The sequence below is a fragment of the Viridibacillus sp. d25.2 genome (genome assembly GCF_055456015.2).
Map to the genome: position 1 here is coordinate 3,184,817 of NZ_CM196652.1, position 15,929 is coordinate 3,200,745.

Here is a 15,929-nt window from a genome sequence, read left to right on the forward strand (position 1 = left end):
CATGAAGAAGGCTACATACAGAAGAATCCAACTTCAAAAATTAAAGGGTCTAAAGTGGGAAAGCGAATACAGAAGTTCAACAAAAAAGCGTTAATCCTTCTTCGATCAACACACCCGTTACTTTAATAAGAAAACCTTCTCTATGACGCCCATTCTTTCGCTTTATCGGCTAATTCATTAACCAACTGCTGTTTTCCATCTTGATACTTATGATGTTCGTTAGGAAACTGTTTTGCTAAGTTGATTTTCAATTCTCCATACTTTTTAGCTCCCACAGGGTTCTTTATCAAGTATCTTTAAAATCTAAATGAGTTTTTATGTGTTCACTTTTGATTTGAAAGATATGTAGATTCCTTTATTTATCACCTTTACCTTGTACAATGATTGAATTCGTTCGAAAATCAATATCATCACGATCTAATCTTACAACTTCCCTAATTCGACATCCAGTCGAATACATAAAATAGCGCATTCTCCATTGGCAAGCTTCCCTTAGAGGTTCAATTTCCAATTCAGAGAGAAACTTAAGAATCCTTTTACCTAATTTCGGCTCTTTTAACTTATCTGTACTAAATTCAACCATATCAACGTTATTGAAAAACCCCAACAAGACAAAATACTATATTGGAAAAGGGATACTTTTCCACGCTTAGGATAATAACATACGTCTTTCACTCTCCTCTATACGTCAGGAATCTCTTTTAAAAAAATTATAAAAAAATTATTGTTTGACGATAACACTTTATTGTTTTAGAATAATATGTAAAGTGAGGAGGAAATTTATAATGAATATTTTTACAAAGACCGTTCTAAAATTTTTATCAATTATGTCGCTAATTGCTCAATTTTTATTTGCGTTTGTTGGATTAATACTATTATTTGCGTCTGGAGCTTTATTGTTAGTATCAAACGGAGTCAAAAAACAATTGCTACAGTATGCAGATTTAAACTCAAGCACAAACCCATCAGTATGGTTTTTATTATTTTCTTGCTTAATTGCTCTAGCAATCATTGCTTGTCTGTTTATCATTATGTACGCTCTACATAAAATAATTGGTAATATTTACGAACAACACTTCTTTGTTTCTCGAAATCTTACACACCTAAAATTAATCTTAATCTCGATTACTAGCTTTACCGTCTTGAACATCGTTAGTCAATTGTTCTTTGCTCAAGTACATGCGTACAATGTCGGTTATATCTTTTCAGATTCTTGGTCAAGTTTATTAGTAAACATACTTTTGTTATCCATCGTTTATACGCTTTATTTAGTTTTTAAACACGGCATATCTTTACAAGAAGATTCTAACAATATGATTTAGGTGGGAGCTCCTAATGATAAAAATTAATCTAGATCGAGTAATGCTTGAAAGAAAAATTTCTTCAAAAGCATTAGCGGAAAAAATTGGAATTACTCAAGCGAACTTATCAATACTAAAAACGGATAAAGCGCGTGGTATTCGCTTTGCCACATTAGAAAAAATCTGCCAGACATTAAATTGTCAGCCTGGTGATATACTCGAATATGAAGAGAAAACTGACATATAACAATTGTTATATGTCAGTTTTCAACTATTCCGCAATATTGCACAATAATAAATGAACGCGCTTCGCGATGTCTATACCAACGTCGAGTGTATTATCAGTAATTCATTTTAGAATGTATTTAGGAGTCTTCCTTGTAGATGTTGGGTCAATGGTCGTTGACACTCAGCATCATAGGACTCTTTTTCTTTCAAGACCCTGAACATCTTTCAAACAGGAATGCTGCCTCGTTACTTGATTAAGAAATGTATACTTTCTACAATTTCTTTAGGTCTAATAAAAGGTTTTCTGTGTCTACCCGCACCGGCTGATATGTACCTCTACTTTTATTTTCATCTGTGTATTCTTCACTTTGCCCAATACTGCCTCGCTAGCCCAATAAGAAAAGCTGCCTATGACTTCGGCAGCTGGATCTTCAACTCTTGCACCCTTTTGTTTAATTGATTTCATTCACAATATTTTAGTAAAAGATTAAAATTCTTATTTATTACTACTTTACATAAAATTAAACAATCCCAAAACTAATTAAGATAACTCCACCAAAAAATTGTCCTATTCGTATAATACCTACGAGAGGATCAATCTGTTGATGCTCATTAACTATCTAAAATCACGCCTTAAATAAGCCACTCTCACATTACACAATTAAACTAATTGGAAGATATGGCGTATAATAATATGTTGGGAGGGATTTTATTGGAAGTTAACCTATATACTGTATTAACCCTACTAATATTGCTTGTGGGAATAGCTAGCAGTGTAGTCTTGTACATATGGAATCGTGAATTTTACCTAAAACATCGTACGGGAATCAGAAAAATATACTACAGTTATATTGTTATCATTGGGGCTTCACTGTGGACTTTTGGTTCAATAACGATCAATGGAATTAATGAGTTGATTGCACTTGTAATCGGTGTCGTTATTATCGATTTGTTTGTGTACCAAACGCCAGACATCACTAAGTTTATGTCGAATGAATTAAAGCAAGAAGAATTGGTACAAACCATCAATAAAAACCGAGGCACCTTTATTGAATTGAGTGAGAAATTAATTAAAGTCAATGAAACGATGCCAAAATCCAAGGCACAATGGCAGCTTGATGAATTTGATTTCAGTTCTGAGAAATACGAGGAATTTGTTTCGTCATACCTAAAGACGTTTACATCAACATTTGGATTGGATCTGTACTCGTATTATGTACAGTCTTCTGATGATGACAGTGTATTTGTTTCCAATATAGAGAATGTTTATGAAATAATTCGGGAAGAGCATGATTTTAGCATCCGTGGTGTCGGTATGAGAAAACGACAAGTGATTAAAACATTGAAAGATGGGGAAAACATAGAGATAATCGGTAAAGAATGCACTTATGTTTTATTTCCATATTTCGGTGAATATTATAACCTCCTCTTTGTCATATCCAGTAAAAAAGGTGGAGACGTAACTGGTGCAGATGCATCACTTCTACTGAACATGCTATATACACTGGATAATTGGCTCATATCGAATGAAGATGAACTCATAGAGGCAATAGAACGCGAAGAAACACATGAAGATTAATCAGCAGCCAAGAACCCTACGAAGAAGATGGAAACGTTAAACGCTATATGTTATGATGAAAATAGAAGAGAAGGAGTGTGGAAGAAATGTCAGTCAAAACCCCAAATAAAGAAGTAAATCCTGAGGAGACTAGAAATACTTCCCGACATGGTATAAATGTGCCTCCAAGAAATCCAAACAAAAGACCAACAACCGTTAATATGAATCGTTCCATCGGACGAATGAAAGCAGAAGACCGTGCTGTCATTCAAAGATCCTTATAATCGTTAGAGAAGGTGAGAAATAATACCTTCTCTTTTTTTTGGCTATTTTCTTAGAAACCGCATATCCTACACGAAGAAGCCAAAATAAGAGGTGAAGGTGTACTGTGAAAGAAAAAAGTGTTTCAAACTTGACGCCACCACGAAATCCGAATAAACGCCCCTGCATTGCAAAGAACATCACATTCCCTGTCCAAAAGGAAAATGAGCACTGGATAAGAATGCTCTCAAAAAAATAACACTTAGCATCCTGTGAATACTATCCTACTGTTATAAGAATCTAAGTGGTGGTCCAAATGATCTTTTGTTAGGTAACCTAAATACTTTAGACCCTTAACGAGCCACGGAAGCCCCTAGCAGCATAGTAGGATTCTGCTCCATTGTGGTACACAAAGACAGTGTCGTAGCGATAATCACAAAAGATTGCCCCGCCAAGTTTTCTAATATTAGCAGGTGTTTGCACCCAGCTCGACGTTTTCAAATCGAAATTTTCAAGTTTCTGCAGCTCCCGGTATTTTTCTTCCGTTAAAAGTTCAATGCCCATGGCAGCTGCCATATCAATAGCGTTATTTTCTGGTTTGTGTTTTTTCCTTGACTCAAGTGCTTCACGGTCGTAACAAACACTTCTGCGACCTTTAGGGCTTTCCGCAGAACAATCATATAAAAGGTATTCGCCCGTCTTTTTATCATGGCCAACAACATCCGGTTCACCGCCAGTTCCTTCCATTTCATTGAGCGACCACAGTTTTTCAGTATTAGCTTCGAGCTTAGCTTGTACTTTAGCCCATTCAAGACCTTTATGGCGGTTCATGTTTTTCTCAAAACGGGCTTTCAAAATTCTGAGTAGTTCCTCACGTTGTTCTAGTGGCAACTCCTTATTTCTCGTTGTCATATTAGTTTCCCCCTTATTGTTTTTACTTATAATGGTTTAAGTACTTCTTATATAAAAACAATTATAGGCTAATTTCCAAACTATTAAAACAAAGAAAAAAACCTTGTTTGATTCTTTAATAACCTGCTCCGTTAGTACAATAAGATGAGTTCAACAATAAAGAGCGTAATCTTCTTGGATTAACGCCCCATTTAGTTTAAGTACAATATTTCACAATCTTGCTTCCTTGGATAAATTACTATTACTAAATGTTTGATATAAAAAAAAGGAACACCTGTTACCAGGATGTTCCCTTTTTATTTCGTAAGATAAAAGTACACCAAAACAACGTTTGAGAAAAAAGGCTACGGTCAGGATTTGGAATGAATATTGTTAGATACCAACCAGTAGCTACGGCTAAAAATATTGTCTCGATATCATTAAAAAGGCAAAATTTCAATTAAACTAAAACTTCAGAATTAATTACTCCCAGACAACCTACCCTTAATAAACACTTTCACATGTTCCAGCTGCTGGTTCATAAAAACAATGATTTTTAAATTGACCAGTAAAAGGTTGATCGTACCATGTTGGAGGACAAGGAGCATATGGATTAAAATACCAAAGGGCATATTTCGCTGGATGTTGTCTCCAAAAATCCAAATTCTGTTTTGCTAATCTTTGTTCATTAGGTCTCGCTCTTTGATAAAATAAATTCCCTTTCTGAACAGCTTCAAAAGAAAAATTCCCTCCTTGTACCTGATAAATGACATCGTTAATTGTTCTTACATCTTTAAAGTCTAAACAATCTGCTATAGCACGATTAACAATTACATTGCCAATATATAACATCCCTTGATTTCCTTCACCCTCGCCTTCAGCTCTCATCATCCTTGCCATTAAATCAATGTCTGAATCTCGGTATTTAACTCTTGTCATTTTTCCACCCCAAAAATATAATATGAAAAAAAACCTACATTGATGTCATTTTTTATAAAATAAGAATGCTTAATTTTTAATGGTTACTGTTTTAAGTAAGATGAATACTATGGATTCTTTTTTCTTATTCAACTATACTGCCTTATAGTTGCATAAAAAAAGAGCTGCCTGAACAGCTCAAGGATCTTCTACTCAAGCACACATAGTTCAACAAGTTCTATAAAAAAGAGCATCTATCCTTCTTGGTTCAACACTCTCGATAATTGAAGATTGTTTAGGCTATTGTTAACATCTCACATATTTGCGTTTGAAACCAAGCCTCCCTTTATCTACTTCCTTTTGAATACTTTCAAAAGCGTGTAGGAAACTACTTTTTTTCTTGTCCCTTTTTACTTCTACTGGACCTATTGCCTTAGCAGTTTCGACCGCTTTTTCATGGAGCGGCAAATACGAAATCCCTACGGTATATAGGAAGTTGTTCATAGCAACTTTCGTTCGTTCTGGCGAAATGTGAATCGTATTTTTCACAATTTCAATCATATTGGTAATCTTGCTTTCCGAAAATTCAACGTCTAAGCGATTCCCTAAAAGCCAACAGTAGCAACTCCAGCCCGCTGACATTCTAAGCTCTTCACCACTTGCAATCCATTTATCAGAAACGTCTTGTGCAATATCTGCTTCCGCTAAAGTTACTGCTACCACATAATCGGACAGCATATAAAAATATGCCTCATCTATCCAACGGTCAAAATCCGACTCAGTCATTGCTTTTGGGTCTGCAATAATGCCTGCAAAGTACATTGCGTCGTAGTTCCCTGTGGCATATAGCTCTTCAGCTAAAGGTTGATTTATTTTTATTTTCTTGGCGATTGGCTTCATCGCACCTGTAGCCACGCCAAACAGCGGTTCGTGTGCTCCATTGGATATATACACTTTTTTTGTTCGTTCCTTTCCGAGGGCTTCAAGCTCCTGGATAACAGTTTGTAAATTCATCGTTTAGCACTTCTTTCTTTTTAGAGATTTACCCCATTACAATTATCCTGTAAAAACCCTTCTTAACATATACGAGTTTTTCGGAGCAATATAGGTGTGAACATGGTATGCTAACGCTGTGCGTTAATCCAAGAAGGATTAACGCTTTTTTTTGTTGAACTTATAGTTCTAACGGGGGGAGATTAGTTGAACAAGAAAAGTCTATAAAGTTAACAGGTTTATAATTGGAAAATAAGAGAGGCAAATTGATGGTTGACGTAATTGGTTATGCAGTAGTTGTTTTTTTAATTATAGTTTTCACATATGGTTTAGAACAACATTAATTGGTCTAATCGTTCTGCAATTGTAAGCGGAAAAGGCGATAAGGAAAGGTTATTTTTCATGCAGGAATTAATAAAGAGATCCAACTTAGACACAGCTATACTACTTATTTGTTGAACAATGGAGCACCTATTGAAGTTATTCAAAGTCTGATCGGACACAAGAAAAGTGAAACCGCTCAACATAGCGGAAGGTTAAGGTACGAGTTATATCAAAAGAACTTTTAATTCAAAAAGGGCAACGTCTCAAATGGAGCTGCCCTTTTTACTATTTCACACCTTTAGTTGAATAAAACATTGAAACAGTAGGAGTTAAGTTTGCTTCAATAATACAGACCTTACCTTTTTCATCAATACCTAACTGGTTTAAGGTTCATTAACAAGCTAGGTACTTTCGATTAAAGGCAAAGTTCTGATTTATTTGCTATCCTTTTAGTCCTGATTAAACCATAGTTGTTCTTTGTCATCAACATCGCCATTATAATTGATTAGAATCTCATCTCCTGCTTTTATATCTGTAAAAGCATAGAAGTCAAATGTGTGATTTCCAAAATTAATCTCATAATTTGCATTAGGTTCATAAGAATGGTTAAACAACATTCCATAACCAAGAAGGATAGCTGAATGCTTTATCCCATACTCAAAAGCGTAATCAGCTAGTATGGTTTGCTCAATGTATTGATGCTGGTCGTTTGGATAAGAAATGACAGGTGCTTCATGTAAAAGTTCTCCTTTTTTGATATCACATGTAGCAAATACCCCTCTATTGAATTCTCCATCACTTAGTGGAGATGTTTTTACCTCAATCATGTTGTTCGCCTACTCACTTTTAAAATATACTTTTAACTATAACATTAATTTGAACATTGAGCTCTTTTATTTAGAAAAGAGACTCCAAATTGTCTTAAGGTATGTACTTTAAACAAGAAAGCTGCCAAGTTAGTACAATAAGCTCAACAAAAAGGAGCGATAATCCTCCTTGGATTATCGCCCCCTTTAGTGAAAAGTAGTGAGTTATAAATTGATATTCATTTTTCTTTAGTAAAATAGAAACCTGGCCCATTTTTTTGTGAAAAAAATCCTTGTTGTGCTGAACTATTTTCCACCATATTTTGCTCTTTTACTGTTATTCCTGTGGTAACATCTTTTCCTTCAGCGACTATACCTTCTCTTCGGTCTTGTTCCTCTTTAGTAACAACAAGTTTGAATGTATCTGTTTGTTTTGAGGAAACTTCTGCTGATGCTTCTGTCTTTTGCAAGCCTTTCGCAAAACTGATTGATACTGCTAAAACTCCTGCAAAACCAAGTGTTAAAACTAATTTCCCTTTCATATAAAAACCTCCTAATAATTAGTTTGTAATACATTCGTGTTACGATTAAAAATCTGAAAGTAAGATTTCGTGGCAGTTGCTAAACATAGAACACCACTCACAAAACAAATAGAGAAAAGAATCTTCCCACCTAATGTAGGAGAATTATAAATAAAATAACTAAGAAAAGATAATCCTCCACCTAAAATGAATAGATAATAAGCAAACCATTTATACCTTTGGAATAATATCCAATAAGAATTAACAAATATAAAATGCTTATCACCATAATAACTGGATAAGTGGGTTGAAATTTTGCTGCATATATAAAGTAGTCAAGTTGTAATATATCGCTAGCACTATGTACTTCTCCATAAAGCAATCGAGAAAATGGTGTTGAATACTTCCATTCCCATGGATTATCAAGGATTGTACTACCTTCATACCATGCAACAACAATAGAAAGGAAAAATAATATAGAGGCTGTACCAAACTTAATTAAAAGCCTTAGCAAATCAATCACCCTCAAATGCACTTGTAAGTAATAATTTTTCGTTTTTATTTGAACATTTACTTTAATTAGCTGTATTAACATCTGATTATCTTCTTACATTAACCTGCCAAGATAACTATTATAAAACTATTCAATACATACTATTTTTAGACGTTAGAAATTTACTTTCTAAGACTGCTTCTGTAGTGTATTCTTCGTTATTTTGAAACTGTTTTCTGCTTATTCCATTAACCAGCTTATAATTAAAACGAGTTTAGCAATTAAAAGTTCCAATTTTTACCTATTTTTACATTCGTAATCAACAAAAATCATTCCTGCTTATTGTAGTAACCTGCCCATTTAGTTGAAGAACCTTTAGAAAACCATTATTTAATAAAAACTGAACTAATACAAAAATAATTAGTTCAGTCTTAATTTCTTTTTTAAAATTTCCAACTTTCAACAAAATAGAATTGATATATCATGTTCTTTTAATAAAAGATAATCAGATTGCTATTTTGCTTCAGTTAATTGCATTTTCAGTTGTGTCAGCATAAATATTATTGCTCCGAGTGCAACTACAAATGCTGCAGCAAGATATACTTCTACATAACCGTAATGTGTTGCAATGATACCAAGAACCCATGATCCTAGGGCAATCCCTACATCAAATAATGTAAAGAATGTAGCAGTAGCATAACCACTACGTCTTGGATCTGTGGATTGGATTGTCATTGATTGGAAACTTGGTACAAGTGCTCCGTATCCAAGTCCAACTAACACACCAGCTAGCATGAATAACACTGGCCCATTAACAAAAGCTAGTGTAATTAAACCTAAGATAAAAAGAATAAAGCCTGGAATGATAACAAATTTCGGCCCTTTTTGATCGTATAAACGTCCTGTTAATGGACGAGTTAACAACATAGCCGCTGCGAAAACAGTATAAAATAAACTAGCAACTTCCATCAAACCCTTTTGTTTTGCGTAAACAGATAGGAAAGATAATACACTTGCATAAGCAATTGCAACAAAACAAGCTAATGAAGCTGTTGGGAATGCCTTCTTCTCAAATAAATCTGAGAGGGCTATCGAGAATTTTTGTTGTTTAGGTCCCTGTGGAATATCGTCTAATTTAATTGATAATGCTGCAATGCCACCGATTAAAATAACTGCACTCATAATAATAAACAAGATTTCAAAATTTAAATACTGAATGACCAAAAGACCAACAAAAGGGCCTAGTACTACTGCTAAATTTAGTGACATTGTAAAATATCCAAGTCCCGCCCCCTTCCGAGATGGAGGAACGATATCGGCAGCAATAGAATTATTTGCTGTCGTTAATATACTGAAGAATATCCCTTGTATAAAGCGCAGTAGTAATAACAATGCAAACGGTTTAAAAAATATATATAGTACGGTACACACAAAGTAACCGATTAAGCTTATATAAAGCAGTTTACGTTTACCAAAATGCTCTAATACTTTCCCAGTAAATGGGCGAGTTATAATTGCAGATAGCAAGAAAATAGATAATAATAAACCTGCATCACTATCAGAGCGATTTAAATTTTCAGTTGCATAAAGTGGTAACACGGAAACTAATCCGTAAAAAACAAAAAAAACAGCCATATTTGTACAAAAAAGACTAATAAAACGTTTCGTCCAAATTTTATCTAACTTCCCCAATTATTCACTCGTCCTTTCAACTTATCTATCAGTTCAAGCAACTGCTGTTGCTCTTCCTCAGTAATTGTTTCTACCAAACCTTTCTCAAATTGCACTACAGATGCTAAAACAACCGGAAACTTTTTCTTACCTTCTTCGGAAAAGGACACTATTTTTTCTCGACGATCTTCACCCTCTGTTCGCACAATCCAGTCAAGCTGTTCTAGTCTTGCAACAGTTCGTGTTACAGTTGGTGCCTCAACCTTTAAATATTTCCAAATGTCTGTTAATGACATCGGCCCATTCTTGTTAATCGTATAAAGAATCGTCCACTGGCTACTATAAAGGTCATGTTCCTTTAAACAAGCATTTAATTTATTAGTAAAATCTCGAGTAGTTTGAAAGATTTCATGAAATAAAGGATTCATTTTTTTACCTCCGAATTTTATTTACTTAGGTAAATAATACTTCAATTTTATTCCCACTAATACAGTTTGTAAAGAGGGAATTGTATTTATAACAATAAAAAAGAGGCTATCCCTTATGTTGATTTCCCAACGTAGCAATGCCCTCTCGTTATAAAAATTTAGAATTTAATTGAATACCCATTCTATAATGCGGTGAAGTAAAGGTAAAGTTGAATGATTTAATTCTTTTTCATCAATTTCTCATACTTTTTCTTTTCTTGAGAATAACAGGATACCTAATATAATAAGTAAAAAAAGTCCACATAAAGCAGCAGGAATAATCCCAATACTATCATCTAAATATAAACAGGTGAATAGAGGTAAACTTATCAATAAGAACTGTTTTATAAAATACTTTTTTACATACATTTTGTTAGACATTTACTACCTCCTATAATAGCCTTTCTTTAATAATGACTTTAATTTAAATTTTATGCAAATATTTGTTAGTAATTACTTATTTCTACAAATATAAAATTAAAATAGATAGAGTTAAACAAATATCTAGTTCAATCATAGCAACCACTTCTCCATCAAAAAACCGTAAGAGCAATATTACTCTCACGGTTTACCAAATCTAACTTAATTTCCAATTTTGAAGTCTATATTAAATAAATTAACTCTAAGTCTTTTATTGACTCTTTTGATTGACTGTTATATTTAAAAAGGCACCTATTGCACCACTAAAGCCATGGTCTTCTAAGAAGATAGGCGTTTTCTTTTTCAATATTGTGTAGTTGGCGATAATCTTTTTTAATGCTTCATTTTCATTTAGAGTTGTACCAATATATATAATATGTTCGACTTGATTTTGCTCTGCTAGTTGGATACTTAATGTTGTGATAACTTCCCCTACTAAACCCTGTACTGTCGCTAATATATTTTCGATAGGGTGGTTTTTCGTTTCACCAATGCCCATTTTACCGAAATTACTCGCAGTTAAGGTTCCTGCAATCGGTGTATCCATACCTTGATAGATATCTTGTACTAGAAGATCAATTTCTTGTCTTTCACCATACTGTGCTTTTTTAATAATTTCATGATAGTCGTAAATTCCTGTCGTTAATGCTGCCAGTCCGACTAGGGTTCCACCACCAATACCAGTACCACCAACACGATTATGTGTTTCACCATCCATAAAATGAATGGAAGTACCTGTTCCAACATTTGTAATGATACTGCGGTCAAATCGATGACCATGCTGAATTAGTTGATAACGAACACCTTTTAATGTTGCTTCAAATTCAACTATATAATGGATGGACTTTACTTCTTTGAGTAAATTCTTAACTTGTTCAGTTCGACCGCCTGTTAAGCCAATCTCTTCAATTTCAGGGTGATTGCTGATCCAGTCCGTTACAGCTTGTAAGTCATTCGAAGGGAAATGCTCTAACACTAGCTCGCCCAATTCATTTTCATAAGCTATTTTTGTTAGAGTACCGCCTGCGTCTATTCCAATTGCCTTTGTCATACCATTCTCCTTTGTGATCGCCCAAACTAAACTTTACTGCTAAGAACAGTTTTGTGCAATGATTTCCTATGATGTTATCATTTTTTTATATTTTTCTACTCATTTATTTGAAAAACAATATTACCTGCAACAACTGTTTTAAGTGCAATGGCATCTGGAATTTCATCTACTTCACAAGCAAATAAATCTTTGTCGAAAATTGAAAAGTCCGCATCATATCCCGGTTGAATGACACCCCGTACTTTTTCCTTTCCAATTGCCTTAGCACTTCCAATTGTATAGAGAGAAATAGCTTCAAAGCGTGAAAGTTTTTCTTCAGGATTATAGCCCTCATGATTTTGTTCGAGCTTTTTACGTGCAATAGCTGCGTGAATGCCAAGTAAAGGATTCACATCCTCGATTGGTGCATCTGAACCACCTGCACAGATCAATCCTTTTTCTAAAAACTTTTTAAATGGATATGTCATTTCAGCTCGCTTTAAACCTATTTTATCTACAATCCATGGAAAGTCAGAAAGGATGAATTGTGGTTGAACATCTAAAATAACAGGCAATTTACTCATTTGTTCAATTAGGTTGTTATTAACTACACTGCAGTGTATAAGGCGATCTTTTTTCCCGTTCGTTAGAGGATTTGCTTCGATTGCAGTTAAAACTTGTTCAAGTGCCGCATCTCCAATTATATGTACTGCAACAGCTTCATCATAAGTACGCGCCAATTTTACAAGTTGATCAAGTTGTTCAGCAGTATGTATGAATAACCCCTTGTTTTGTGGCTGATTTTCATATGGTTCAAGTAACGCTGCTGTAGCACCACCAAGTGCCCCGTCAGAGAAAATCTTCATAGCACCTGCTTCTACAAATGGCTCAGCATAAGTAACATTTGAGGTCATCATTTGTTCAAATGCAAGATGATGCCTTAATAAATGTACTCGGAAATTTTTCTTTTTACCGATAATTTCATTAAACGCATTAAGTGGATTCGAAAAATGCCCATAATAACTCATATCTTCAGTATGTCCACCTGTTAAACCAAGTGACAGCATATGATTAACAGCTTGCTCTAACGTATTTGATAATGAATATTCACGCTCTACAGGTATTTGATCTAAAACTTTGTAAAGCGCTTGATCATATAATAGACCTGTTAAGCGTCCGTTTTTATCACGGCCAATTTCTCCACCTTCTGGATTTTGCGTTTCGTGAGTAATATTACCAGCAACCATCGCTGAAGTATTTGCAAGAATCACATGTCTGCATATACGTTTTAAGACAATCGGTGCTTGCCTAATTTCATCCAGCTCTTGAGCTGTTGGAATGCGAAAGTCATTGAATTGATTTTCGTCCCAACCTTCGGCGATCAACCATTCATCACTAGAACATTTAGCAGCGGCTTCTCTTATAACGTCTAGCATCTCATCTGAAGATTTCACTTTTGTTAAATCAAGTCGTAACAGCTTCTCGCCATACCCGATCATATGTAAATGACTATCCACAAACCCTGGATACATCACAGCTCCTTGCAAATCAATAACCTCTTCTGCTTGGCCAATAAGCTCATCATATGAACCAACTTTTAAAATCTTACTACTTTCTACAAGAACAGCTTCAACTGTTTCTCCGTCTCGATGCATCGTGTATATTGTTCCACCAAACCATAACTGACTCATTTCCCCCATCCTTTCTCAAAAAAGTTGTTCGAAATATTTTTATTATATCATTTTGAGTAAAAAGGTCGTATGGATATGGTAGGTAATCTAAATGTAAGTTCCTAATGTTATTGAATAAAATTCATTGACTAATCAAATTGTGCTTTATCTCCTACTAAACTAAAAATCTATTGACTGCATGGAAATAAACGAGAACCTTTTCTACGATTTATTGGAAGCCAAACAAATCAAAGAAAAGTAAAATCCTCTTAAGCATTTTACTTTTATGCATTATTAAGATTAAACATTTAACACAAAACATTTGCATTATTTTCTACGGATTTTGTTGTATCTTTTTCACCATTTGATATACGATAGTATGGAACGTTTTTTGATTGAACGGAGGAAGACACAATGATGGAACAAAAAACACTCTATAAAGAAGCGATGAGCGTTTTAAAAGCAACAAGTCGTACTTTCTTTATCCCTATTACATTTTTACAAAAAGAAATGAAAACAACTGTGGCAACAGCATATTTATGCATGCGTGCTATTGATGAAATTGAAGACCATGAGGATTTAGATATCGCAGTTAAAAGTGATCTTTTACGACAAGTAAGTGCTATGTTATTAAAACCATTTGATAATGAAGCTTACTTATCAGTACTCAAACCATACGAAAGCATACTACCTGAAGTAACAATCCGCCTTGGTGATTGGCTCGCTCTTTGTCCTGAAGAAATTCGTGATACAATTGCAGCCTCGACAAGTGAAATGGCTGAGGGAATGGCTAAATGGGCCGACAAAAATTGGGTAGTTAAAACAAGAGAAGATTTAGATGACTACACATACTATGTGGCAGGTCTTGTTGGGACAATGCTATCTGATATTTGGCGCTGGGGTGCTGGTATCGAAACAGACCGCGAACTTGCAATCGGCTATGGACGTGGTTTACAAGCAGTTAACATTTTACGTAACCAAGATGAAGACGATGAACGTGGCGTAAGCTTCATGCCTGAGGGATGGACACGCGATGATTTATTTAAATATGCTGAGGAAAACCTAGCGAAAGGTGATTTGTACAATAAAAGCATTAAAAAGCGTAGCATCTTAATGTTCTGTAAAATCCCTCTAGCACTGGCACATAAAACACTACAAGCTATGAAAAACGGGCATGAGAAAATGACACGTCAAGAAGTTGAACAAACTGTAGAGGAAGTAACGCAAGAAAGTTAAACGAAATATAAAATAATAATTGAGCCGAGGAGAAAATTATTCTACCTCGGCTTTTACTTTTCTAAATGATTAAGTTTTAGAAAAAGAAAGTACTTCCTCAATCCCTGAAATCATGTCATATGCACCCTTAGAGGTGTTTACACAGACAACGATTTTGATATCTTGCTTAGGATAAAATGCAGCATGGAAATTAACTCCTGGATCATAGCCCATTAGCAAATACTTAGAAATTTCTTCATCGTTTTTTTCAATCCATATTCCGTAACCATATGATAATCCGTCCTCTTCGTGCGCATGTGGCGTTAACATTTTTTTTGTAATGCTCTGACTTAAAAGTGTATAGTCTGTTAACGATTCCCATAATTTCATCATATCTGTTGCCGTAACATATGCTCCACCATCTGATCCTCCTTTTACAGGAAGAGAGTAGATATTCGATTTCCACGTACCATCAGAAAGTTCGATATACCCAATCGCTGTTTTTACAGGTAACGCATCCATTTCAAAATAACCTGAGTCGAACATCCCCACTCTTTGGAATATATTTGTTTCAACATATTCACTAAAACTCATGCCACTTACATGTTCAATAATTAAACCCAGTAAAATATACCCAGAATTATTATATTGAAATTTTGCACCTGCAGGATATTTCATTTGCTCATGTTGAAACAATGGTAAAAAATCTTGTAATTTTCTTATGTGGTACATAGGAGTTTTAATCCACAGCTCTTCAAAATCATCCATTACTTCTTCATCAAAATAATCCGGGATTCCAGAAGTATGCGTTAGCAAGTGGTGAACTGTAATATTTTCATCAAAATATGGAAATTCGATTACTAAACAATCTTTTAATTTCGATTCAAATGAGAGCTCTCCTTTTTCAATGAGCTGACAAATGGCAATAGCTGTGAAAATTTTACAGCCAGAGGCGATGCCGTATTTTGTATTTACTTCATTTTCTATTTTTTCACTACGATTAGCATATCCATAACTTATACTAGCTAGCTCATCTATTCCTTGCTTTGTCAATATTGTACCTGAAAATTGAATCTTTCGTTGAACAGACTCAATCTTCATTAACAGATTTTCTTGTTTCATATGTATTCCTCCTGCACAGATGGTTTCATCCTATTCATTT

General features: G+C 34.5%; 19 protein-coding genes and 1 pseudogene. 6 read left to right on the forward strand and 14 right to left on the reverse strand.

The genetic code is table 11. The annotated features are described in order from the left end of the window. Nucleotides 1-140: 140 nt before the first annotated feature. Together ACZLO7_RS15680 and ACZLO7_RS15685 are read right to left on the reverse strand one after the other, a co-directional pair. Entirely contained in the window at nt 141-275 is a 135-nt protein-coding gene (locus tag ACZLO7_RS15680; RefSeq protein ID WP_464940800.1) for a GrpB family protein, read from the reverse strand. Between the two features lie 83 nt (nt 276-358). Next, nucleotides 359-562: pseudogene (locus ACZLO7_RS15685) on the reverse strand (tyrosine-type recombinase/integrase); the annotation flags it as partial. A gap of 223 nt (nt 563-785) precedes the next feature. Here ACZLO7_RS15685 and ACZLO7_RS15690 point away from each other — a divergent pair. From ACZLO7_RS15690 to ACZLO7_RS15705, 4 genes are all read left to right on the forward strand, one after another. Next, on the forward strand, nt 786-1,322 hold the full coding sequence (locus ACZLO7_RS15690; protein WP_464940781.1) for a DUF2975 domain-containing protein: 537 nt from the start codon (nt 786-788) through the stop codon (nt 1,320-1,322). A gap of 13 nt (nt 1,323-1,335) precedes the next feature. Then, on the forward strand, nt 1,336-1,548 hold the full coding sequence (locus ACZLO7_RS15695) for a helix-turn-helix domain-containing protein (protein WP_464940780.1): 213 nt from the start codon (nt 1,336-1,338) through the stop codon (nt 1,546-1,548). Nucleotides 1,549-2,241: 693 nt separating this feature from the next. Continuing rightward, nucleotides 2,242-3,108 (forward strand): type II toxin-antitoxin system SpoIISA family toxin, encoded by an 867-nt coding sequence (locus tag ACZLO7_RS15700; RefSeq protein ID WP_464940779.1) that lies wholly within the window; start codon nt 2,242-2,244, stop codon nt 3,106-3,108. An 86-nt stretch (nt 3,109-3,194) separates the two neighbouring features. Beyond that, complete coding sequence (locus ACZLO7_RS15705; protein WP_464940778.1) at nt 3,195-3,371, forward strand: hypothetical protein; 177 nt, start codon at nt 3,195-3,197, stop codon at nt 3,369-3,371. A gap of 322 nt (nt 3,372-3,693) precedes the next feature. Here ACZLO7_RS15705 and ACZLO7_RS15710 read toward each other — a convergent pair whose 3' ends face one another. From ACZLO7_RS15710 to ACZLO7_RS15720, 3 genes are all read right to left on the reverse strand, one after another. Then, nucleotides 3,694-4,260 (reverse strand): DUF4256 domain-containing protein, encoded by a 567-nt coding sequence (locus tag ACZLO7_RS15710; RefSeq protein WP_464940777.1) that lies wholly within the window; start codon nt 4,258-4,260, stop codon nt 3,694-3,696. A gap of 483 nt (nt 4,261-4,743) precedes the next feature. Continuing rightward, on the reverse strand, nt 4,744-5,178 hold the full coding sequence (locus ACZLO7_RS15715) for a cell wall hydrolase (protein ID WP_464940776.1): 435 nt from the start codon (nt 5,176-5,178) through the stop codon (nt 4,744-4,746). Nucleotides 5,179-5,463: 285 nt separating this feature from the next. Continuing rightward, entirely contained in the window at nt 5,464-6,171 is a 708-nt protein-coding gene (locus tag ACZLO7_RS15720) for a DNA alkylation repair protein (protein WP_464940775.1), read from the reverse strand. A 434-nt stretch (nt 6,172-6,605) separates the two neighbouring features. Here ACZLO7_RS15720 and ACZLO7_RS15725 point away from each other — a divergent pair, with 434 nt between their 5' ends. Next, complete coding sequence (locus ACZLO7_RS15725; protein WP_511261348.1) at nt 6,606-6,719, forward strand: hypothetical protein; 114 nt, start codon at nt 6,606-6,608, stop codon at nt 6,717-6,719. Between the two features lie 204 nt (nt 6,720-6,923). On the opposite strand, the gene ACZLO7_RS15730 is transcribed toward ACZLO7_RS15725, so the two are convergent. The 8 genes from ACZLO7_RS15730 to ACZLO7_RS15765 form a co-directional block, all read right to left on the reverse strand. After that, nucleotides 6,924-7,301 carry an SET domain-containing protein gene (locus ACZLO7_RS15730; protein WP_464940773.1) on the reverse strand — a complete coding sequence of 126 codons (378 nt, stop codon included), beginning with the start codon at nt 7,299-7,301 and terminating at the stop codon, nt 6,924-6,926. A gap of 218 nt (nt 7,302-7,519) precedes the next feature. Then, nucleotides 7,520-7,822: a hypothetical protein gene (locus tag ACZLO7_RS15735; protein WP_464940772.1), complete on the reverse strand. Its 303-nt coding sequence runs from the start codon at nt 7,820-7,822 to the stop codon at nt 7,520-7,522. A gap of 181 nt (nt 7,823-8,003) precedes the next feature. Next, on the reverse strand, nt 8,004-8,396 hold the full coding sequence (locus ACZLO7_RS15740; protein WP_464940771.1) for a YjdJ family protein: 393 nt from the start codon (nt 8,394-8,396) through the stop codon (nt 8,004-8,006). A 411-nt stretch (nt 8,397-8,807) separates the two neighbouring features. Beyond that, on the reverse strand, nt 8,808-9,986 hold the full coding sequence (locus ACZLO7_RS15745; RefSeq protein ID WP_464940770.1) for an MFS transporter: 1,179 nt from the start codon (nt 9,984-9,986) through the stop codon (nt 8,808-8,810). After that, nucleotides 9,974-10,393 carry a MarR family winged helix-turn-helix transcriptional regulator gene (locus ACZLO7_RS15750; protein WP_464940769.1) on the reverse strand — a complete coding sequence of 140 codons (420 nt, stop codon included), beginning with the start codon at nt 10,391-10,393 and terminating at the stop codon, nt 9,974-9,976. The genes ACZLO7_RS15745 and ACZLO7_RS15750 overlap by 13 nt, the downstream gene beginning before the upstream one ends. A 240-nt stretch (nt 10,394-10,633) precedes the next feature. Further along, the gene (locus ACZLO7_RS15755; protein ID WP_464940768.1) at nt 10,634-10,813 is read right to left on the reverse strand and encodes a hypothetical protein; all 180 of its coding nucleotides are present in this window, start codon (nt 10,811-10,813) and stop codon (nt 10,634-10,636) included. Between the two features lie 250 nt (nt 10,814-11,063). After that, on the reverse strand, nt 11,064-11,903 hold the full coding sequence (gene coaW, locus ACZLO7_RS15760; RefSeq protein WP_464940767.1) for a type II pantothenate kinase: 840 nt from the start codon (nt 11,901-11,903) through the stop codon (nt 11,064-11,066). 95 nt (nt 11,904-11,998) lie between these two features. Beyond that, nucleotides 11,999-13,573, reverse strand: coding sequence for an amidohydrolase (locus ACZLO7_RS15765; RefSeq protein WP_464940766.1), 1,575 nt, complete (start codon nt 13,571-13,573; stop codon nt 11,999-12,001). A gap of 393 nt (nt 13,574-13,966) precedes the next feature. Between ACZLO7_RS15765 and ACZLO7_RS15770 the strand changes: the two genes are divergently transcribed. After that, a complete protein-coding gene (locus ACZLO7_RS15770; protein WP_464940765.1) occupies nt 13,967-14,788 on the forward strand; it encodes a squalene/phytoene synthase family protein in 822 nt (273 codons plus the stop codon). A 69-nt stretch (nt 14,789-14,857) separates the two neighbouring features. Here the strand turns inward: ACZLO7_RS15770 and ACZLO7_RS15775 are convergent, their stop codons facing one another. Beyond that, complete coding sequence (locus ACZLO7_RS15775) at nt 14,858-15,889, reverse strand: serine hydrolase domain-containing protein (protein WP_464940764.1); 1,032 nt, start codon at nt 15,887-15,889, stop codon at nt 14,858-14,860. Between the last annotated feature and the right edge of the window lie 40 nt (nt 15,890-15,929).